Here is a 22321-nt window from a genome sequence, read left to right on the forward strand (position 1 = left end):
AAATAAGGTGCTCGCAGCTACGCAGAACACTACATGACCCGCACTCGCTTTCTCCTTTTGTTTTACCTGGCATGTGGCAGAAACAAGCCCTGACCGCTTCTACGCATGGTCCATCCAAAAAAGAAAGGTTTTTATGGCGAACTTTTCAACATATAAATCGCAGCCATGCAGAACACTACATGACTCGCACTCGCTTTCTCCCTTTGTTTTAAACCCGGCATGTGGCAGAAAAGGGCACTGACCGCTACCATGCATGGCCAGACGCTCTCGTCCACCCAGAAAAAGAAAGGTTTTTTATGTCAGTTTTATCAATTTATATTTATCGGCATTTCTTCCTCTTCAATAAACTTTTTAATTTTTCTCGTTGCTGCAGACTGACTAATTTTTAGCGCTTCCGCTACTTTATAGCTTGACCCGTGTACTTTATACGCCTTCAAAATAATACTGCGCTCTACATCTTCTAACATTTCATACAAACTTTTCCCCGATTGCTCAATTGTCGACTTTTGCATAGATAACGGTAGATCCTCCATTGTAACAAGCTCATCTGCAGTAATGACAACACGTTCCATTACATTTTCTATTTCGCGGTTATTTCCTTCCCACGGATATTCTAAAAATGCATGCAACACATGCGGAGATAATGTCACACTGCGTCCATACTTCTCGTTAAAATGATGCAAGTAATAATAAACGAGCGGTAAAATGTCTTCCTGCCTCTCACGTAAAGGAGGAATATAAATTGGAATAACATTAAGGCGATAGTATAAATCTTTTCGAAACGTTCCCTGCTTCACCATCTCTTGCAAATTTCTATTCGTTGCAGCTACAATGCGAACGTCTACTTTTTTTAATTCTCTGCCCCCCACCAAGCGAAACGTTTTTTCCTGTAATACTTGTAAAAGTTTCGCCTGAATTTCAAGAGGCATTTCTCCAATTTCATCTAAAAAGAGCGTTCCTTTATGAGCCAGTTCTAAAATCCCTTTTTTCCCTTCACGATGCGCACCTGTAAAAGAACCGCCTGCATATCCAAATAATTCGGATTCAATTAAATTCATTGGCAAAGCCGCGCAATTGATTTCATAAAACATTTCATTTTTTCGATGACTCAATTCATGTAAATGGCGTACTAATCGACTTTTTCCAACTCCAGTCTCTCCTAAAACAAGAACTGTACTATCGACTACAGATACCTTTTTTATTGTTTCAACTATTCTCTCCATAGCTGCACTTTTAAAAATAAGTCCTTCATGTTCATATGTTTCTCGTAATTCTTTTTTATACGTTTTTAATTGATCGGTCATTGTCTCTACCTTTTGGCGCAATTGATAGAGCTCTGTTAAATCACGCGAGTAGCTAATAACCCTTCGTAAATTGCCCTGATCATCAAAAACTGGCCGTGTGCGAACATGTAAATATTCTCCCGATTTTGTTGTTTGTACAAGTTCAATCGGCTTCTGTTTTTCAATCACTTCAAGAGTTGCTGACGGATAAAAAATCCCTTCCTTTTGCAGCTCTTTTACACTCTTACCAATTAATTGTTCCGCCGGTAACTGGTAATGTCTTTCACACATGCTGTTTACACGAACGACAATCCCTTTCTCATCTGTTACAAAAATTTCATCAAAAGCGTATTCAAATACATCTTTTAAATCCATAAACGCTCGTTCCTTTTCCGCCACCATCCCAGTCACTCCCTGATTTAAAAGTTTCATAACCCTGTTTTGAAATACCGCAGAGTTTACCTTTTAATAGGCATAATATGCAAACACGTCCAATTTATATAATGCTTTCATATCATTATATAACAGGGAGCATGGGAACAGTGGCAAACAAGTTTTTAAAATATAGATTTAATACAGCTTCTATGCGCGGCCAGTCGCTCTCACCCCTCTAAAAAAGGAGGTTTTTACGCCAATACATATACAGCTTACACGTGCGCTTTATCTACTTTTCCATAACAAGATTGCAGCGACTCTTCTAAAATCATCAGCCCTTCTTCAAGTTGCTCATCCGTAATCACAAGCGGCATTAGTACGCGAACGACATTTCCGTACGTACCTGCCGTTAATAGCAGCAAACCTCTTTTATTTGCTTCTGCAGTAAGGTTTGCAGCTAGTTCTTTATTCGGTTCTTTCGTCATTTTGTCTTTCACTAATTCAAAGGCACACATCGCTCCTAATCCGCGAACATCACCAATGCATTCATATTTTCCAGCCATTTGATGAAAACGATCCATCACTACTTTTCCAATCTGCACAGCTCTTTCATTTAAATTTTCTTTCTCCATTACTTCAAGAACAGCTAATGCAGCACTGCATCCTAATGGACTTCCAGCATACGTTCCGCCTAGTTCACCAGGTGCAGCCTCATTCATTACTTCTTTCCGGCCAATTACACCGCTAATTGGCACGCCTGCCCCTAGCGATTTCGATACAGTAATTAAATCCGGTACGACATCGTAATGGTCAATCGCAAAGTATTTCCCCGTACGGCCAAATCCTGTTTGAATTTCATCAGCAACGAACAAAATACCATGTTCAGCACATAAACGGTGTACTTCTTTCACAAACTTTTTACCAGGGACAATAAAGCCGCCTTCTCCTTGTACAGGTTCCATCACAACAGCAGCAATACTTTCTGGTGCTACTTCTGTGATTAAAAAATTTTTAAACTCTTCAATAATGAAATCTTCATATTGTTCTTCTGTTAATCCCGCTGGGCGACGATATTCGTAAGGGAATGGAGCTTTATACACTTCTGGTGCAAATGGACCAAATCCGTTTTTATATGGCTTTACTTTACTTGTCATTGTCATCGTCATTAACGTGCGGCCATGAAACCCTTTTGTAAAGGCTATAATCCCTGTTCGTTTCGTATACTTACGAGCAATTTTCACTGCATTTTCAACCGCTTCAGCTCCGCTATTTAAAAACAAAACTTGCTTATCAAATTCACCCGGTGCTAATGCAGCTAGCTTTTCTGCCAATTCAATATACGACTCATACATCATTACGTTAAAACCTGTATGGATATATTGATCGATTTGCTTATGAAGAGCTTCTGTAACGGCCGGGTGACAATGTCCGACGTTAATTGTACCGATTGCCCCCGCAAAGTCGATAAACTGATTCCCATCCACATCTGTCACAAGTGCTCCTTGAGCCGATTGCACAAATGTTTGAATTCCATTGCTTACTCCTCTTGGTACAATATTTTGACGGCGTTCAAATAATGAAGCTGCTTTTGAACCCGGAATATTTTGATTAACTTTAGCAAAATTTGTTCTCATGATATTCTCCACCTCTTTTAGTCATTTGCTTTTTATAATGCAAAATTTGTGCCAACTTACAAATGCACGATTCTCTTATGTTTCCGTGCATCTTGATACAAAAATAAGTCCTTAAAGACTCATACCGAGTCTTTAAGGACTTATCTAAAAGATTTCTCTATATAAATCGCTGCTACGCCTGGCCAGTTGCTCTTGCCCCTCTAAAAAAGGCAGTTTTTATGTCAATTTTTTTACTTATATATAAACCCATTTTGATTTTCCAACATTCAAATCACTGCTATGCAAAACACAACATGATCTACTCTCGCTTTCTCTTTTTGTTTTAAACATGGCACGTGGCAGGAAAAGGCACTGACCGCTTCTATGCCTGGCCAGTTGCTCTCGACCACCCAAAAAAGAAAGGTTTTTTATATCGGTTTTTCAATTTGTATTTATATAACTAGTAATTTTCCATCCTTCACAAAAAAACTACCTTTTACAAGGTAGCTTCTTGTTGTTCTGGAACAAATAATTCCAAACAATGATACACATTTTCAAACTCCATCGGTGCATCACCGCCGTATTCACCGTCTAAATTAATCATTAATTTTTCTGTTGAATGTACTTTAATTCGATTTGCTTGTGTATATAACACTTTTGGATTATTGATATGCTCACCGCGCTGCGCTTGTGTCGCTGCTTTAATTAAGTCCGCAATCGAGCCTTTTTTTAATATTAACAAATCAAACAAACCATCATTAATAGATGCATACGGCGCTACTTTTTCAAAGCCGCCGACTGATCGTGTATTTGTAATTAAAAACATTGTAATTTCTTCTTGCAGTAATTTTCCATCATATTCAATTTCTACATATGTCGGATGTAAGGATGGTAACATTTCAATACCTTTTAAATAATACGCAAGCTGTCCAAGTACAGTTTTCAACTTACTTGGCACTTCATATGTTAATTCAGTTATGCGGCCACCGCCTGCAATATTAATAAAGTATGTATCATTTGCTCTTCCAAGATCGAGAGGTACCGTTTGACCAGCACAAATGATATCAACAGCTTCTTCAATTGTACGAGGTACACCAATCGCCCTAGCAAAGTCATTTGTTGTTCCAACTGGAATAATTCCAAACTTTGGACGATATTCATTTCCAACTAACCCATTCACAACTTCATTCAATGTACCGTCGCCACCTGCTGCAATAACAACGTCAAACTTACGATCTGCCGCTTGCCTCGCTGCCACAGTTGCATCTCCAGGACCTGTTGTTGCATGACATGACGTTTCATACCCTGCTTGTTCTAATTTTCGCAGTACTTCCGGTAAGTTTTTCTTAAACAACTCACGACCAGAAGTTGGATTATAAATAATTCTTGCTCGTTTCATATAGCATTAGCACAGGAAAACCCTCATTCATCAAAAAAGGGAAAGGAATAGCCGCTAAGCACTTACTTAGCATTCCTATGCATACCCTCCTTCCATTTTTCACTCTCACGAAGCCCTATAACTTCATTTTTCACATTAAGGAACTATTTATTTCATCTGATAAAAAAATTCTCTCTAAATTTAGATTTATCATTATTACAAGTTTTTTGCAACCATCTTACCATACTTAACATGACAGCATTTTGCTTATATTTGTCAGTTAATCAAACGTTTGTTTAAACGAAATACCATTTAAACAAACGTTTGATTAACCCAGAAAAACACCCATATATGGGTGTTTTTCTGATTAATCGTTGTTGTTGCTGTCTAGCTCCAGTGGCTAGAACAGTCAGTCGTTTCGCCTCCTCCGACGAAGCAAAAAGCACTTCTCTGTCGAAGGCTCCAACGCCTTCCTATTCTAATCGAGCCACCTCCGCTTTTCTTTATTATCGCTTGTTAATCTCTTCAAGTAAGATTTTATTAACAAGCGGCGGGTTTGCTTGTCCTTTTGTTGCCTTCATGATTTGACCAACTAAGAAGCCAATTGCACGGTCTTTACCGTTTTTGAAATCTTCAATAGATTGTTCGTTATTATCAAGAATTTCTGTTACGACTTTGCGAAGCGCTCCTTCGTCAGAAATTTGAACAAGGCCTTTTGCTTTTACGATTTCTTCTGGGTCTCCACCTTTTTCAATTAATTCGTTAAATACTTTTTTCGCAATTTTAGACGAAATTGTTCCTTTTTCAATTAATTGAATCATTTTAGATAAACCAGCTGGTGTTAATGCTACGTCTTGTAATTCTTTTTGTTGTTTGTTTAAGTATGCTAATACTTCACCCATTAACCAGTTTGATGTTAATTTCGCGTCTGCACCGTCTGCAACTGTTGCTTCGAAGAAATCAGACATCTCTTTCGTTAATGTTAATACATGTGCATCATAAGCTGGTAAGCCAAGCTCTTCAACATAACGTACTTTACGAGCATCTGGAAGTTCAGGAATAGAAGCACGAACGCGCTCTTTCCACTCATCGTCGATGTAAAGTTCGACTAAATCTGGCTCTGGGAAGTAACGGTAATCGTCAGATCCTTCTTTTACACGCATTAAGATCGTTTTCTTCGTCGCTTCATCATAGCGGCGTGTTTCTTGTTGAATGATACCACCAGATAATAGCTCTTTTTCTTGACGCACTTGTTCAAACTCAAGACCTTTTTGAACATAAGTGAAAGAGTTTAAGTTTTTCAGTTCTGCTTTTGTACCGAACTTTTCTTGTCCAACTGGACGAAGGGAAATGTTCGCATCACAACGAAGTGAACCCTCTTCCATCTTACAATCAGATACGCCTGTATATTGAATGATTGATTTTAATTTTTCTAAGTATGCATACGCTTCTTCTGGTGTACGCATATCTGGCTCAGATACGATCTCGATTAACGGCATACCTTGACGGTTGTAATCAACTAATGAGTAGCCTTCGCTTGTATGCGTTGATTTACCTGCATCTTCTTCTAAATGAAGACGTGTAATACCGATGCGTTTCTTTTTGCCGTCTACTTCAATTTCAATCCAACCATTTTCCCCAATTGGTTTATCATATTGAGAAATTTGGTACGCTTTCGGGTTATCTGGATAGAAATAGTTTTTACGGTCAAATTTTGTTTCTGTTGCGATTTCACAGTTTAATGCCATTGCAGCTTTCATTGCAAAGTTAACTGCTTCTTTATTTAGAGTTGGAAGCACCCCAGGATATCCTAAGTCAATTACACTTGTTTGTGTATTTGGATCCGCTCCGAATTCTGTTGGACTCGCAGAGAAAATTTTCGAATTCGTTTTTAACTCAACGTGAACCTCTAAACCGATAATTGTTTCAAAATTCATCTATGCTCGCCTCCTTACAGACTTGCTTTTTTTGTATGATAATCTGTTGCTTGCTCAAACGCATGTGCAACGCGATAAATTGTTGCTTCATCGAAGTGTTTACCGATAATTTGCAGTCCAAGCGGCATGTTATTTGCACCGAATCCACATGGAACAGAAATTGCTGGAACACCTGCTAAGTTTACTGGAATTGTTAAAATATCATTTGCATACATTGTCATCGGATCATCGATTTTTTCGCCCACTTTAAACGCTGGAGTTGGCGTTGTTGGTCCAATAATAACATCATAGTTCGCAAATACATTTTCAAAATCATTTTTAATTAGTGTACGTACTTGTTGTGCTTTTTTGTAATATGCATCATAGTAACCAGAGCTAAGTGCAAATGTACCAAGCATAATACGACGTTTTACTTCGTCACCGAAGCCTTCGCTACGCGTATTCTTATAAAGGTCTATTAAATTATTCACATTATCAGAACGAACGCCGTAACGTACGCCGTCAAAGCGTGAAAGGTTTGCAGACGCTTCAGAAGAAGAAATTAAGTAATACGTTGCTAATGCATATTTAGAGTGTGGAAGCGAAACTTCTTCCCAAGTTGCGCCCATGCCTTCTAACACTTTTAAAGCTGCTAGTACAGACTCACGAGCCTCTTCGCCAACACCTTCACCTAAATATTCTTTTGGTACACCGATGCGTAAACCTTTTACATCGCCAGTTAAACCAGCTAAGTAATTTCCAACTTCAATGTTTGCAGAAGTTGTATCCATACGGTCTACACCAGAAATAGCTTGTAGTAAGTATGCATTGTCTTCTACTGTACGCGTAATCGGTCCGATTTGGTCAAGAGAAGATGCAAACGCTACTAAACCGAAGCGAGATACACGACCATATGTTGGTTTTAAACCAACAACGCCGCAATATGCAGCTGGTTGACGGATCGAACCACCTGTATCAGAACCTAAAGAGAATAATACTTCTCCTGCCGCTACTGCTGCTGCAGAACCACCGCTAGATCCACCTGGAACATAATCTAAATTCCATGGATTCTTTGTTGCATAAAAACCAGAGTTTTCATTAGAAGAACCCATTGCAAACTCGTCCATGTTTAATTTACCGATTGTAATTGTGTCAGCAGCGTTTAGCTTTTGCACAACTGTTGCATCATAAATTGGGTCAAAGTTTGCTAAAATTTTGCTCGCACATGTTGTACGAAGACCTTTTGTTACGATGTTATCTTTCACACCGATTGGCATACCAAATAGTAAACCGTTATCTTCAGCGCCTAACTTCGCATCTAGTTCTTTCGCTTTTGCACGTGCAGTTTCTTCATCTAATGTAAGAAAAGCTTGTACTTTATCTTCAACATCCGCAATACGTTTGTAAGATTCCTCTACTAAATCCGTAACGGAAATTTCTTTGCTATGTAATTTTTTATGTAACTCTGATACAGAATGATCAAATAATGACATCGAAATTCCCCTCCTCTATTCTAATACTGCTGGAACACGGATTTGATTCTCTTTGTGATCCGGTGCATTTTTTAATACTTCTTCAACTGGTAAACCTTTTTCAGGTACGTCTTCACGCATAATATTTTTCATATCTAGTACGTGAGTTGTTGGTTTTACGTTTGTTGTATCTAATTCATTTAACTGCTCTGCAAATGTAACAATTGCATCGAGTTGTTTTTGAAATTTTTCTGCTTCTTGATCTGTAATCGCAAGACGTGCTAAATGGGCAACGTGCTTTACATTCTCAACGGAAATTCTTGACACGGCTAGGCCACCTCCATAATATATCGTACAATCTACAATACTATTGATGATACCAAATTTTCAGTAGTTCAAGCAAGTGAGCACATAAGACTTACAGCATTTTTACATAAAAAAAGAAAGGCTTTTGCCTCCCTTATCATCTTAGTGCTTTTCAATTGGTTCTTTCTTTGGAAGGTGTTCATTATCTTCCTCATTATCACGAATTGTTTTTTGCAGTACAAAACTAGACATCGTTAAAAATAATGTACCAATTAAATAATAGCCTTTTACACTAAGTGGTTCCTCTAACGTATAAATACCAATTAACATACCAGAAAGCGCACAAACGAAAGATGTCCATGCTAAAAATGTGAACGCTTGGGTGTTTCTCTTTCTCATTATTATCCTCCTTATCATTGCTCAATTCATTATTGAATAGGGAACTATTATCCATATTATGCAGGAATATGTAAAATAACCTATCTTTTGTATTACTCTAGCATATATATAGTTCTTTATAAAGAATAAAATAGATTTAGTCTGAAAAATCGAAAAATATTTGACATTTATTACAATTGAACATAGAATGAAAATATATTACGAACTTCGAAATATACGGGAGTGGAAATAATTGTTGCAATACGAACATTTTTTAGACTTACTGCTTGATAACGCCAAGAAGCTTTTCTATCCAGAAGAATGGGTAAGCCTTGATTTATCACTTTCAAAAACGGAAGTATTTTGTCTACTATGGATGGAGCGAAATACAGACATTACGATGAGTAAAATTGCGGAACTTCTCGATATTCCAATGAGTACAACAACAGGTGTAGTCAATCGTCTCGTAAAAAAGGAATATATTGAGCGCTACCGAAGTGAAAGTGATCGTCGCATTGTATTGATTCGTTTAACGGAAACTGGTATAAGGCTTGTAGAAGAAGTAAAACAAAATGCTGCTTATTACTTTAACCTTGTAACAGAAGCACTATCAGAAGAAGAAAAAGCATTTTTACTGCAGATCTTCCAAAAAATCATGAATCATATTGCTACATCACAACAAAAAACAGAAGAAAAGCTTACTTCACCTAAAATGAAAAACATTCCGATCGAATAAAGTGAAACTTTATTCAGTGGGGCTCTTCATCCCCCACTGATTATCAGCCCTCACCAATCGGGCTTTTACGGGCAGTTTATCTCCCACTTAGCTTCTGTGCACCGCCAAACTCTGAGGCGAAGATATTACGGCCCGTTAATGCGGGATAAAACCCTTTATGGGTTTTTTATTCAAACATATATTTCGACTCTCGTAATATTCGACTATCGAAACAAAGGGGATATGATGATGAGAATTATTTTATACACAGGTAAAGGTGGCGTAGGAAAAACAAGTATTTCAGCAGCAACAGCAATGCAAAGTGCAAAGCAAGGATTAAAAACGTTAGTCATGAGCACAGACCCTGCACATAGCTTAGGAGATTCCTTTGGTATGAAACTTTCATCAGAACCGCAAGAAATTTGTGAAAACCTATGGGCGCAAGAAATTAATACAATCTATGAAATGGAAAAGGGCTGGGGGAAACTGCAAAAATATATTACCTTGCTATTTACATCAAAAGCGGCTGACGATATTACTACAGAGGAACTTACGATGTTCCCAGGTATGGAAGATTTAATTAGTTTACTGCGTGTATTAGACTACTATAAACAAAAAACGTACGATGTCATCATTATTGATTGCGCCCCAACCGGTGAAACGTTAGCGATGTTAAGCTTCCCTGATATGCTCGGCTGGTGGATGGAAAAACTGTTCCCAATTAAGCGGAAAGTATTAAACGTAGTGCGCCCTGTTGCTCAGCCGCTTTTAGGAATACCACTCCCTACCGATGATGTCATGGGAGAGTTAACAAATACACTAGAGCAGCTCAGCGAAATGAGAGATATTTTATCCAACCGAGAAATAACAAGCATTCGCGTTGTTGTAAATCCAGAAAAAATGGTTATTAAAGAGGCACAGCGCAGCTTCACATATTTAAACTTATATGACTACAATGTTGATGCTATCATGATTAATCGCGTCATTCCTGATACTGTAACAGATTCGTATTTTCAAGCATGGAAAGATGCTCAAAAGAAATATAAAGCATTAATTCAGGATAGTTTTCAGCCGCTCCCTATTTACGAGGCACCTATGTTTGAACAAGAAGTAGTGGGCTTATCTATGCTAGAGCGTGTTGGCGATGCTTTATTTAAAAATGATCCGGATCCAACTGCGGTAAAATTCAACGGCCGAACGCAGTATGTCACAAAAAACGGAGATGAATATACCTTTGTTCTTTCGATCCCATTCTCTGATAAAAGTGAACTCTCTTTAAATCAGAAAGGTGACGAACTTATTATTCGCGCCGGTTCCGTAAAACGAAACATTACATTACCAAAAACATTAACGCATTTATCCATTCAAGGTGCAAAATTTGAAGGTGATGTCCTCAACATTCGATTTGGAGGTGTCGTTCATGCATGAAGATTTACTACACAAAATGATTCGGACGAAAATTGAGATTGGAGCGTATATGATAAACGAATTACCTGCCCCGCTTCAGCAGCGAGCAAAAGGGGTATTAAACATATTTCAAGAAGAACTCACTTCTTATATACAGGAACAGAAACAGCCTGCAGAAACCTCTTTAAAGCCTATAACAATTGAATAATTATATAAGAAGAGACCAGGAAAGGTCCTAGTCTCTTCTACTTAAAACTTCTTAGCTTTAATTTTATGAGAAATTAAGAATGTATCCATATTAAGACTTCCATTGTTCAACTAAAAAGGGCATATTTTTAAAAAAAATAATGTATTATCCTCACAACACACAATAATTATTTAATAAAACAGATTAGACAAAGGAGGGTTTTCAATTGAAAGAATTGGTTATTCTATTTTTATTTGCTATTACATTGCATAATTTAGAAGAAGCAGTATGGTTACCAACGTGGTCCAATCACGCCTCAAAATTCCATAAACCTATAGGGAAAAACGAATTTTATTTTGCAGTTATTGTTATTACTTCATTGGCTTACCTTTCAACTTTTTATTATCTATTCTTCCCCAATTCAAGTCTAGCTAAATATATTCTTATTGGCTTCATGGGTTCAATGATTATTAATGCTATTTTTCCTCATTTACTTGCAAGCATTGTGTTAAAAAGATATGCACCAGGACTTTTAACTGGTATGTTATTGAATATTCCTATTAATAGTTTCATTCTTTATCATTTTTTTAAAAACAACGAATTAACTTTTAGAGAGTTATTTTTATCCACACTTATAGTAGCAGGAGTATTAGCAATTTTAATTCCCATTTTATTTAAAACAGGAAAATTTGTTTCTAAACAAGTTTATTAAAAACTAAAATAAATTAATTTTAATTTAGTGTAAATTTCTTCATCTCACATTTTTTTTAAAGGAAAACTCTCTAAAGTAATGGAATAATTAAATGAATATAAAATTAAAAACTGGAGGCTGCAACTGAAATGAAAATTGCTCTTTTACTCGTTGACATCCAAAATGATTATTTTCCAAATGGAAAGATGGAACTGCGAAACGCCGATGAAGCAAGCGAATATGCAAAGCGCATACTTCAACATTTCCGTGAAACAAATCAGCCTATTTTTCATATTCAACATGTTTCCGTACAGGAAAATGCAACGTTCTTTCTTCCGAATACAGAAGGCGTACATATCCATGAAAGTGTTCGTCCTTTTCAACAGGAAACGGTCATACTTAAGCATTTTCCTAATAGTTTTCGAGAGACGCCTTTATTACAAGAATTACAAAATTTACAAATTGAACAAGTCGTTGTATGCGGCATGATGACCCATATGTGCATTGATGCTACAGTACGAGCTGCCTTTGATTTTGGCTTTACATGTACAGTAGTGCATGACGCGTGTGCAACGAAAGATTTAATCTTTAAAAATGTTTCGATTCCCGCTGTATATATTCACAACACCATTCTCGCTTCCTTAAACGACGTATATGCTGAGGTAATTAGCCAGGCGGAATTTTTACAACGTGAGCAATCCCTTCAAACTTAACAAAAGAGGTTATTTCACTTTTTCGTGAAATGTATTCAAAAAGAAACACCGCTTTCAGCGAGCAAACTGAAAGCGGTGTCTTCTTGTCTAATCATAGATTTTCCTTCAAATTGTATTATACAGGAAATTTATAAAATTTATACAAGGAAATATGACGAATGGGGCAAATTTTCTTGTAATTTTGTGTGTTTTTCTTTAAACTAAGCACAAAAAACCAAAATAAGGTAAACTGATAACAAAGGAGGTACAACTAATAAAAATTCCAATTCAGCGAAATCCACTGCTTTCTCTACTTATTATTGCATTATGCCCAATACCTTTTATTCTCTTTTTTGCAAAAGAAGCTGATGCAGGCTCTATTATAATAGGTGTCATCATAGTACCTGTTATCGGTATGCTTCTATGGGCACTATTTCATTCTTATCACGAGATTACAAGCACACATCTCGTTGCTGTATTTGGTTTCATCAAAATTATGATTCCGCTCCATGAAATAACTAGCATCAGATACACTTACAACTTACTTTCCGCACCTGCCTGGACATTTAAGCGCGCAGAAATTACTTATAGCAATTATAATATGGCTCTTATATCGTTACCAAAGGACCCCGATTTATTTATGAGAACAATGCAAGAGAAATGTCCTCTTCTAAACAAGAATAGGATCTGACCTAGAAGCCTTTTAAGGTTAGTTCCTTTCTGCGCACGCATGTCGAATGCTGCCAAACGGTGTTTATCCCGCATTAACGGGCAGTACAGATTGTGGAAGCATGGAGAAGAAGACTGCCCGTAAAAGCCCGATTGGGGGGCTTTCCATCAGTGAGAAAGTCGTCACTGATGGAAGTTTCACTTTATATTGTGTCGAATCGTCGATATATTAAAAAAAACGCCGATATATTTGAAAAATTGCTGGTATCAATTTTTCCATTTTATATTTAATAATAATTAAAGACCTTCTCGGTTACGAGAAGGTCTTTCTTATACTTCTTATAGAGTTTCAGAAGTAGTTTTTGCTTGCATGTGAAGTGCTAAGTAGTCAGGGCCACCTGCTTTAGAGTCTGTACCAGACATGTTAAAGCCACCAAATGGTTGGTAACCTACGATTGCACCAGTACATCCACGGTTGAAGTATAAGTTACCAACGTGGAAGTCTTCACGTGCTTTTTCGATATGTTCACGGTTATTAGAAACAACAGCTCCTGTTAAACCGTATTCTGTATTGTTCGCAATTGCAAGTGCATGATCAAAGTCTTTTGCTTTGCAGAATGCTACAACTGGTCCGAAGATTTCTTCTTTCATAAGGCGAGCATCTTCAGCAACGTCAGCGATGATTGTTGGTTTGATGAACCAGCCTTTAGAATCATCACCTTCACCACCTGCTACAAGTTTACCTTCTTCTTTACCAATCGCAACATAGCTCATTACTTTATCAAATGCAGCTTGGTCGTTAACAGGTCCCATATTTGTGCCTTGTTCCGCTGGGTTTCCTACTGTTAATTCATTTGTTAATTCAATTGCACGGTTTAATACGTGATCGTATACATCTTCATGGATTACTGCGCGAGAACATGCAGAACATTTTTGTCCTGAGAATCCAAATGCAGATGCAACGATAGATTTTGCCGCTAATTCAAGATCTGCTTCTTTATCAACAACGATTGTATCTTTACCGCCCATTTCAGCGATAACGCGTTTTAACCAAATTTGTCCTGGATTTACTTTTGCTGCGCGTTCGTAAATACGAATACCCACATCGCGTGATCCAGTGAAACTGATGAAGCGTGTACGAGGATGATCTACTAAGTAGTCACCAACTTCAGAGCCGCTACCAGGAATGAAGTTTACTACGCCCGCTGGTAAGCCAGCTTCTTCTAATACTTCCATAAACTTCGCTGCTACTACAGGTGTTGTACTAGCTGGTTTTAATAATACAGTGTTACCAGACACTAATGCAGCTGTTGTCATACCTGCCATAATTGCAAATGGGAAGTTCCAAGGAGAAATGATAACACCTACTCCTAATGGAATATAAGAAAAACGATTATATTCAATTGGACGGCTTTCTACTGGAATGCCGTCTTTTAATTTTAACATTTGACGACCATAATACTCCATGAAGTCAATTGCTTCTGCTGTATCAGCATCTGCCTCATTCCATGGCTTACCTGCTTCTTTTACAAGAATTGCGGAAAACTCATGTTTTCTGCGGCGAACGATTGCAGCTGCGCGGAATAAAATGTCTGCGCGCATTTCTGGTTTCGTTTTTCTCCAAGTTTGGAATGTTTCATCCGCTACTTGCATTGCTTTCTCTGCTAATTCACGACTTGCTTTTGAAACGTGGCCAACGACTTCTTCTTTATTTGCTGGGTTTACAGAAATAATTTTATCGTCTGTAGTGATCTTTTCTCCCCCAATAATTAATGGATAGTCTTGTCCAAGATAAGATTCTACTTTCTTTAAACCTTCTTCAAACGCAACTTTATTTGCCTCTACTGTAAAATCTGTAAATGGCTCATGTTTGTATGCTACTACCATTATTTTAGCCTCCCCTTAGAAAAAAACGTTTACATAAATACAATATTATTCTACACGATAATTCCGATTTGTTCAAATATTCTTAGACTTACATTTTTAAAATTAAATAATTTTTCGAATATAATAAATAAAAAAACAACATGATGCATATGCATCATGTTATGAAATATGAATGTATTCCCAGAAATTTTTACCAATTAATAAAATTGTTACTACCAAAAATAAAATTCGTATATACCCTACGCCCTTTTGAACAGCAAATCTCGAACCGAAATATGCACCTGCAATCATTGATAGACCCATAATTAAACCATATTTAAATTGAATTGCTCCTAAAAATAAAAATGTAATCAGCGATACAATATTGCTAACAAAATTTAGAATCCGACCAGCGGCAGCCGCACGGATAAAATCCAAACCAATTAATAAAAATGCAAAAATTAAAAATGAACCTGTACCTGGTCCAAAAAAACCATCATAAAATCCAATAATCAAAATGACTAAATAGAATAAAAATGTTTTTCCCTTCGTCATTTTTTTATAAGTAGATACACTACCCCAATCTTTTTTTACAATAATATAAATAGCAATTAACACAAGTAAAACTAATATAAGAGGACGCAAAACATCCGGTGGAATGAATTTTACAACAAATGCACCTGCAATTGCCCCAACAATTGTGAACGGAATAAGTTTTCCTACAATGCGAAAGTCTACTTTTTTAGAACGAATAAAATACATTGTACTCGTAAATGAACCCATTGTTGCCGCCAATTTATTTGTTGCGATTGCCGAAGCTGGAGGTAAACCTACAAACATAAGTGCCGGAAGCGAAATTAAACCGCCACCTCCAACAACAGAGTCGATAAATGATGCTAAAAAACCGAAAGCAATGAGTAGTATAATGACTTGCAAACTTAAATCTTCCATCTGTACTTTCCCTCGATCCCCTTGTATATTAACAACATTAAAAATTATAACAAAATTTTTACTATATAAATATAAATTAAAAAGCATAAAACCCCCTTTCTTTTTAAATGAGCGAGAGCATCTGACCATGCATAGAAGCGGTCAGAGCCTTTTCCTGCCACGTGCAATACGAAGACAAGAAGAGAAAGCAAGTACATGCCACTTTTTATTCTGTATAGCAGTAACTTACATACAAAAAAGCCGTTCCTCATAAAAGGAACGACTTTTCTTAATCTAACACTTGAACAAACGGCTTATCTTGTTTCACGTCACGAATAATGATTGCTTCTGGACGTTCTACAGATTTAATTGTAACTTGCACTTTAATATAATTAGGGAAATCCATAACAGCTCCAGCTATATATTGTGTAAATCCAATGACTTCTGCCTTTCCACTAAACTGAACTGGAATTTCAAGCTTCAATTCTTTTAATTGACCATCTTTATAGAATCCTCTACCCACAACTGCAGTATAATCACCTGTAAAATACTGCGCTATTTTCGCATTGAAGTTCTTTACACTTGTTGCATCGTCACGATAATCTCTTTCTGCTTCATTAGAAGGGAATAAATAATATTTTTCGTCTAGTGCTTTCCAATCGTCTACTTTATCGCTACCTTTATCAACTATTGTATACGATAAAAAGGATCCTGGTACAAGTGAAGATTTCGCTTCCTGCCTGTAGATCGCAAAAGTAATTGGAACATTTTTCAATTCATCTTTCTTGCGCAGAATTGGTAAGATTTCTTGCGCCATTTTTTTCCCTTCTTCTAGCAATGTTTTATCATCAATTTTTTGTTCACGCGGATAACCATGTTGTTCTGTGTAATAATGAACAGAATTCATCGCAAGGCCGATAACAACTCCACCTAACTCTACTTGGTTCTCATCCTTTATTTTTAAGTAATCCTGTTCTAAAATTTGCGATAAATACATTGGACTCTTTTCATTTCTCGCTTCTAATGTTTCCGGCTCTCCTGGTGGCAGCTCTGGATTTAAACCATTCGGCAGCCTCTTCTTCAACGCCTTTTCTAAATTACTCTGCTGCTCAGGTGAACGTTTTCTCCCAATTAATGCTTGTATCGTATCTTTATCTAAATACTTTCCGCCTTGAAATATATAATCTTTCGTACTAAATGATTCTTTTGCAATGCGCATTAACCCTGTTTCAAATTCATCAACATCTAAACGGCTATTTAATCCTTGCACAGCTAACCCGCGTGCCGATCCTTTTTCAAATGGAACTGCCGTTTTATAATAATCATCGGAAATCGAGTATTTCGAAATAATTGATTTATCTTTCGAATTCCCTGATTTTTCTACAATTTTTTCTTCTTTTTTTAACCCCATACTACATCCACTAAGAAGTAATCCAAGGCTTAACGCTGCTAATATAACTTTTTTCATGGTAACTTTGCACCTCTTAATTATTGAGCTCTTGTAAGAACCTCTCTTCATCCCAAACCTCAACGTTATGTTTTTGTGCTTGTGCTAACTTAGAGCCAGCAGCTTCTCCTGCAATGACTAAGTCTGTACTTTTGCTTACACTGCCTGTGACTTTCCCGCCAAGCGCTTCAATTTTCTTTTTCGCTTCACTTCGTCCCATCACTTCTAGCTTTCCTGTTAACACAACTGTTTTTCCTGCAAAATAAGACTCAATGTTTTCTAAGTCCGCTCGTTTTATCCCTTTATAAGTCATATTTACGCCATATGACTTAAATTGTTGTAATAACTCTTGTACATCTTCATTATCAAAATACGTAACGATAGATTGCGCCATTTTTTCGCCAATCTCATTAATAGTTGTCAACTCTTCTTCTGAAGCTTTCACTATGTTATCCATCGTTTCATAATGTTCCGCTAATGTACGAGCAGCCTTTGCCCCAACATGGCGAATACCAAGGCCGAACAGTAATCGCTCTAACGAATTGTCTTTTGAAGTTTCAATCGCTTGTACGAGATTTGAAGCGGATTTTTCTCCAAAACGTTCTAGTTGTAATAGCTGTTCTTTCGTTAATTTGTAAAGATCTGCAAATGTACCAATATAATTCGCATCAAATAACTGCGTAATAACACGTTCGCCTAGCCCGTCAATATTCATCGCATTACGTGATACAAAGTGAATTAATCCTTCCCGAATTTGCGCTGGACATGCTGGATTAATACAGCGAAGCGCAACCTCTTCTTCTAAACGAACGAGTTCACTCTCACATGCAAGGCAATGCGTTGGCATATGAAACTCTTCTTCTTCACCTGTGCGGCGATCTACAATAACATTTACAACTTCAGGAATGATGTCTCCAGCTTTCTTTACAACAACATAGTCGCCAATGCGAATATCCTTTTCACGAATTAAATCTTCGTTGTGTAAGGACGCTCTGCGGACAATCGTTCCTGCCACGCGTACTGGTTCTAACTCAGCAGTTGGGGTTACAACACCTGTACGTCCAACACTTAGTTCAATACCTGTCAGCTTTGTAACAACTTCTTCAGCTGGAAATTTATATGCAATTGCCCATCTTGGACTTTTTGCTGTTGTTCCTAAGCTTTCTTGAAGTGATACATCGTCTACTTTAATAACGATACCATCAATTTCATAATCAAGATGCGGACGTTTTTCTTGCCACTCTTGCACGTAATGAATGACCTCATCAATTGTTTCGCAAACTCGGCGATTCGGATTTGTTTTAAATCCAAGCTCTCCTAAAAGGTTTAACGATTCACTATGAGATGTAATCGTCTTTCCTTCTAAATCAGTAAGCCCATATACAAATAAAGATAAATTGCGCTTTGCCGCAATTTTTGGATCTAATTGACGCAATGAACCCGCAGCTGCATTTCGTGGGTTCGCAAAGACTGCTTCTCCGTTTTGTTCTTTTTCTTCATTTAATTTCACAAATGAACGTTTCGGCATGTACGCTTCTCCGCGCGCTTCTAGCGTCATTTCTTCTGTTAAACGCAGAGGAATCGCTTTAATCGTTTTTAAATTTTGCGTAATATCCTCACCAGTTATACCATCACCGCGAGTTGCTCCTTGAATGAAGCGCCCTTTTTCATAATGAAGGGAAACCGCCAGTCCGTCAATTTTTAATTCGCACACGTATCTTACATTTTGATCGTCAATTCCTTGACGTACCTTGCGATCAAAATCACGTAAATCACCTTCATTAAAAGCATTTCCTAAACTTAACATCGGTGATTTATGTGTTACTTTCTCAAAAATATCAAGAATCTCTCCGCCAACACGGACGGTTGGAGAGTCTTCTGTAAAAAATTCCGGATGTTCTATTTCTAATTTAATTAACTCTTGCATATGACGATCATACTCTGCATCTGATACAGAAGGCTGATCTAGCACGTGATACTCATAATTAAGCTTATTTAAAATGTCACGAAGCTCTTCAATACGCTTTTGTACTGCTTCTTTCGACATGACCTCATTCCTTTCTTACACTTTCGTCACTGGGGCAAATTTTGCCATTAATCGTTTAATGCCAATTGGACTTGGGAATGCAATGTCTAATTCTTTCCCATCTCCTTCGCCTTTCACACTTACAACAGTGCCAATCCCCCATTTTTGATGTGATGCTTTATCACCAACTGACCAGCCAATTTGCTCACCGCCTGTTGTTTTCACAGCTGAACGAACAACGGCTGAACGGGAACGAACTGTTGTTGTAGTTGCAGGCTTAGACTTTGCACCAAAAGTTTCACGCTTTGGTTTTACTTCATGAAGCGTTTCAATAAGATCTTCAGGAATTTCCGAGATGAAACGTGATTCTTTATTCATGCTCGTTCTACCAAATATCGTTCGCATTTGGGCATTCGTTACGTACAGTTCTTCTTCGGCACGTGTAATCCCAACGTATGCTAAGCGGCGTTCTTCTTGCATTTCATCTTCTTCCATTAAAGAACGAGTATGCGGGAAAATCCCTTCTTCTAATCCTAAAATGAACACAACAGGGAATTCCAATCCTTTTGCAGAGTGCATCGTCATTAAAATGACTTCTTCACCAGCAGTTGGATCTTCATCTACACGATCAATATCAGCAACAAGTGCTAAATCTGTTAAGAACGCAACGAGACTCTTATCTTCACTTTGTGATTCAAACGTTTGTGTAACAGATAAAAATTCATCTAAGTTTTCTAAACGTCCCTCTGATTCTAACGTACGTTCATTCTTCAGCGCATCACGGTAACCTGTTTTTTCTAATACTTCTTCTACAAGTTCTGTTACCGATAAATATTCTTGCATGTTTACCCAATTATGAAGCTGTTTTGCAAATTCTGCTACTGTCTTCGCAATTTTGGCACTTACACCGACATGCTCAATTTCATCTAATACAGCTGTCAATGAAAGACCATTTTGCACGCCATAATTAATGATCTTATCAATAGATGTTGCTCCAACACCACGTTTTGGCACATTAATAATACGCGCAAAGCTAATTTCATCATCCGGGTTTGCAATTAAACGCAAATACGCCAGCATATCTTTAATCTCTTTACGGTCATAGAACTTAATACCGCCAACAATTTTGTATGGAATATTTGATTTTAAGAAAATCTCCTCGACCATACGGGACTGGGCGTTCGTACGATACAGTACTGCAAAGTCTGTATACTTTCGATTTCCCATTTGAATTTCATCACGAATCTTTTTCGCAACAAAATATGCTTCATCTTTTTCAGTTGCAGCGCGGTAATACGAAATTTTACTTCCTATTTGATTATCCGTCCATAACTTTTTCGGTTTACGATTTGTATTATTTTCAATAACCGCATTCGCTGCATTTAAAATACTTTGCGTTGAGCGGTAGTTTTGTTCTAATAAAATAACTTGTGCATTGTTATAATCTTTTTCAAATGACAAGATGTTCGAAATATCAGCTCCGCGCCAGCGATAAATCGACTGATCTGAGTCACCAACTACACAAAGGTTTTTAAAACGTGCCGCCAATTGATTAACAAGAATGTACTGAGCACGGTTCGTATCTTGATACTCATCAACGTGAATATATTGGAATTTACGTTGATAAAACTCCAGTACTTCCGGTACACGTTCAAATAATTGAATCGTCGTCATAATTAAATCATCAAAATCAAGTGCACTATTTTTAAGAAGACGCTTTTGGTATTCTGTATACACATCGCTCGTCAACTTTTCGTATGGATCTGCAATTGAGATTTTTTTCGCATATTTTTCTGGAGATAGTAATTCATTTTTCGCATTGCTAATTCCGGAAAGAATAGAACGCGGTTCAAATTTCTTCGGATCAACATTGCGCTCTTTCATAATTTTTTTCACAACTGTTAATTGATCACTTGCATCTAAAATTGTAAAGTTACGATTAATACCAATGCGATCAATATCTCGTCGTAAAATACGCACACACATCGAGTGGAATGTTGAAATCCAAATGTCCTCTGCTTCAGGACCAACAAGTTTATCAATACGTTCACGCATTTCACGCGCTGCTTTATTTGTAAACGTAATCGCAAGTATATTCCACGGTGCAACACCTTTTTCGCCAAGTAAATAAGCAATGCGGTGCGTTAACACACGCGTCTTACCACTACCTGCTCCCGCCATAAGTAACAATGGTCCAGACGTTGTTTGGACAGCCTTTTGTTGCTGTGGATTTAATCCTGTTAATAATTTTTCTGTTATACTCATGTATTCGGCCACCTACTTTCCTTTTACAGCTTGTACTGTTGCTAAAGCTTTCTTTATATCTTCATAAATTAAATTTCCAACGACAACTGTATCCGCATATTGTGCCATTTCTTTCGCTTGGTCTGCATTTGCAATTCCGCCGCCATAATATAATGTTGCACTCTGCAGCTCAGCTTTCACTTTTTTTACAAGTTCCGCATCCCCGTATGTGCCGCTATATTCTAAATAAAAAATTGGTAAATGAAGAAGTTTATCCGCCATACGTGCATATGCAATTACATCGTCTTCTGATAGTTCACAATTTGCTTCCGTTAACTTTGCTACCTTCGCTTCTGGATTTAACACACAATATCCTTGCATGAAAATTTCATCCCAGTTCATAATATCTCCATATTCTTTCAACGCCGCATGATGAAGGCCTGTTACCCAGTCTACCTTTTGACTGTTTAATACACTTGGGATGTAATAAAAATCGAATCCTGGTGTAATCGAATCCAATGTTGAAACTTCTAATACACAAGGAACCGCATATCTACGAATGCTTACTAGCATGTGTAATACATTATCAATTGTAATTCCGTCGCTTCCGCCAACAATAACAGCGTCTGTTCCTGATTCACAAATAAGCTCTAAATGTTCATCGCTTAACTCCTTATTCGGATCAAGCTTAAATACATGTTTCCACTGTGAAATATTGTACATGAA

Annotated in this window: 18 protein-coding genes; 5 read left to right on the forward strand and 13 right to left on the reverse strand. The window is 37.3% G+C overall.

The window, feature by feature from the left end:
- Nucleotides 1–308: 308 nt before the first annotated feature.
- The 7 genes from BM350_RS23000 to BM350_RS23030 all read right to left on the reverse strand — a co-directional run bounded on the left by BM350_RS23000 (nucleotide 309) and on the right by BM350_RS23030 (nucleotide 8742).
- Nucleotides 309–1685, reverse strand: a complete 1377-nt coding sequence (locus BM350_RS23000) for a sigma-54 interaction domain-containing protein (RefSeq protein WP_090917466.1) — start codon at nucleotides 1683–1685, stop codon at nucleotides 309–311.
- Between the two features lie 245 nt (nucleotides 1686–1930).
- Entirely contained in the window at nucleotides 1931–3292 is a 1362-nt protein-coding gene (gene gabT / locus BM350_RS23005; protein WP_090917464.1) for a 4-aminobutyrate--2-oxoglutarate transaminase, read from the reverse strand.
- 475 nt (nucleotides 3293–3767) lie between these two features.
- A complete protein-coding gene (locus tag BM350_RS23010) occupies nucleotides 3768–4670 on the reverse strand; it encodes a diacylglycerol kinase (RefSeq protein WP_090917462.1) in 903 nt (300 codons plus the stop codon).
- A 485-nt stretch (nucleotides 4671–5155) separates the two neighbouring features.
- A complete protein-coding gene (gene gatB, locus BM350_RS23015) occupies nucleotides 5156–6586 on the reverse strand; it encodes an Asp-tRNA(Asn)/Glu-tRNA(Gln) amidotransferase subunit GatB (protein WP_090917460.1) in 1431 nt (476 codons plus the stop codon).
- Between the two features lie 14 nt (nucleotides 6587–6600).
- On the reverse strand, nucleotides 6601–8058 hold the full coding sequence (gene gatA / locus BM350_RS23020) for an Asp-tRNA(Asn)/Glu-tRNA(Gln) amidotransferase subunit GatA (RefSeq protein WP_090917458.1): 1458 nt from the start codon (nucleotides 8056–8058) through the stop codon (nucleotides 6601–6603).
- Nucleotides 8059–8073: 15 nt separating this feature from the next.
- Nucleotides 8074–8364 (reverse strand): Asp-tRNA(Asn)/Glu-tRNA(Gln) amidotransferase subunit GatC, encoded by a 291-nt coding sequence (gene gatC, locus BM350_RS23025; RefSeq protein ID WP_020062440.1) that lies wholly within the window; start codon nucleotides 8362–8364, stop codon nucleotides 8074–8076.
- 141 nt (nucleotides 8365–8505) lie between these two features.
- The gene (locus BM350_RS23030) at nucleotides 8506–8742 is read right to left on the reverse strand and encodes a YiaA/YiaB family inner membrane protein (protein ID WP_090917456.1); all 237 of its coding nucleotides are present in this window, start codon (nucleotides 8740–8742) and stop codon (nucleotides 8506–8508) included.
- A gap of 232 nt (nucleotides 8743–8974) precedes the next feature.
- Here BM350_RS23030 and BM350_RS23035 point away from each other — a divergent pair, with 232 nt between their 5' ends.
- The 5 genes from BM350_RS23035 to BM350_RS23055 all read left to right on the forward strand — a co-directional run bounded on the left by BM350_RS23035 (nucleotide 8975) and on the right by BM350_RS23055 (nucleotide 12434).
- Complete coding sequence (locus tag BM350_RS23035) at nucleotides 8975–9457, forward strand: MarR family winged helix-turn-helix transcriptional regulator (RefSeq protein ID WP_090917454.1); 483 nt, start codon at nucleotides 8975–8977, stop codon at nucleotides 9455–9457.
- Between the two features lie 225 nt (nucleotides 9458–9682).
- Nucleotides 9683–10864, forward strand: a complete 1182-nt coding sequence (locus BM350_RS23040) for an ArsA family ATPase (protein ID WP_090917452.1) — start codon at nucleotides 9683–9685, stop codon at nucleotides 10862–10864.
- Nucleotides 10857–11051, forward strand: a complete 195-nt coding sequence (locus tag BM350_RS23045) for a DUF3926 domain-containing protein (RefSeq protein WP_090917451.1) — start codon at nucleotides 10857–10859, stop codon at nucleotides 11049–11051. Before BM350_RS23040 ends, BM350_RS23045 begins: the two co-directional genes overlap by 8 nt.
- 205 nt (nucleotides 11052–11256) lie before the next feature.
- A complete protein-coding gene (locus BM350_RS23050) occupies nucleotides 11257–11742 on the forward strand; it encodes an HXXEE domain-containing protein (protein ID WP_090917449.1) in 486 nt (161 codons plus the stop codon).
- A gap of 128 nt (nucleotides 11743–11870) precedes the next feature.
- Nucleotides 11871–12434: a cysteine hydrolase family protein gene (locus BM350_RS23055; RefSeq protein ID WP_090917447.1), complete on the forward strand. Its 564-nt coding sequence runs from the start codon at nucleotides 11871–11873 to the stop codon at nucleotides 12432–12434.
- Between the two features lie 987 nt (nucleotides 12435–13421).
- Here the strand turns inward: BM350_RS23055 and pruA are convergent.
- The 6 genes from pruA to BM350_RS23090 all read right to left on the reverse strand — a co-directional run bounded on the left by pruA (nucleotide 13422) and on the right by BM350_RS23090 (nucleotide 22318).
- Nucleotides 13422–14969: an L-glutamate gamma-semialdehyde dehydrogenase gene (gene pruA, locus BM350_RS23065; RefSeq protein ID WP_090917443.1), complete on the reverse strand. Its 1548-nt coding sequence runs from the start codon at nucleotides 14967–14969 to the stop codon at nucleotides 13422–13424.
- 159 nt (nucleotides 14970–15128) lie between these two features.
- Nucleotides 15129–15899, reverse strand: coding sequence for a TSUP family transporter (locus tag BM350_RS23070; RefSeq protein ID WP_090917500.1), 771 nt, complete (start codon nucleotides 15897–15899; stop codon nucleotides 15129–15131).
- 268 nt (nucleotides 15900–16167) lie between these two features.
- A complete protein-coding gene (locus BM350_RS23075) occupies nucleotides 16168–17346 on the reverse strand; it encodes a CamS family sex pheromone protein (RefSeq protein ID WP_090917441.1) in 1179 nt (392 codons plus the stop codon).
- A gap of 16 nt (nucleotides 17347–17362) precedes the next feature.
- Nucleotides 17363–19372: an NAD-dependent DNA ligase LigA gene (ligA, locus tag BM350_RS23080; RefSeq protein WP_090917439.1), complete on the reverse strand. Its 2010-nt coding sequence runs from the start codon at nucleotides 19370–19372 to the stop codon at nucleotides 17363–17365.
- Between the two features lie 15 nt (nucleotides 19373–19387).
- Nucleotides 19388–21628 (reverse strand): DNA helicase PcrA, encoded by a 2241-nt coding sequence (gene pcrA / locus BM350_RS23085; RefSeq protein ID WP_090917438.1) that lies wholly within the window; start codon nucleotides 21626–21628, stop codon nucleotides 19388–19390.
- Nucleotides 21629–22318 carry a heptaprenylglyceryl phosphate synthase gene (locus BM350_RS23090; RefSeq protein ID WP_090917437.1) on the reverse strand — a complete coding sequence of 230 codons (690 nt, stop codon included), beginning with the start codon at nucleotides 22316–22318 and terminating at the stop codon, nucleotides 21629–21631. It abuts the gene before it with no gap.
- Nucleotides 22319–22321 lie beyond the last annotated feature (3 nt).

Source organism: Bacillus sp. 103mf, assembly GCF_900116295.1.
GTDB lineage: Bacteria > Bacillota > Bacilli > Bacillales > Bacillaceae_G > Bacillus_A > Bacillus_A bruguierae.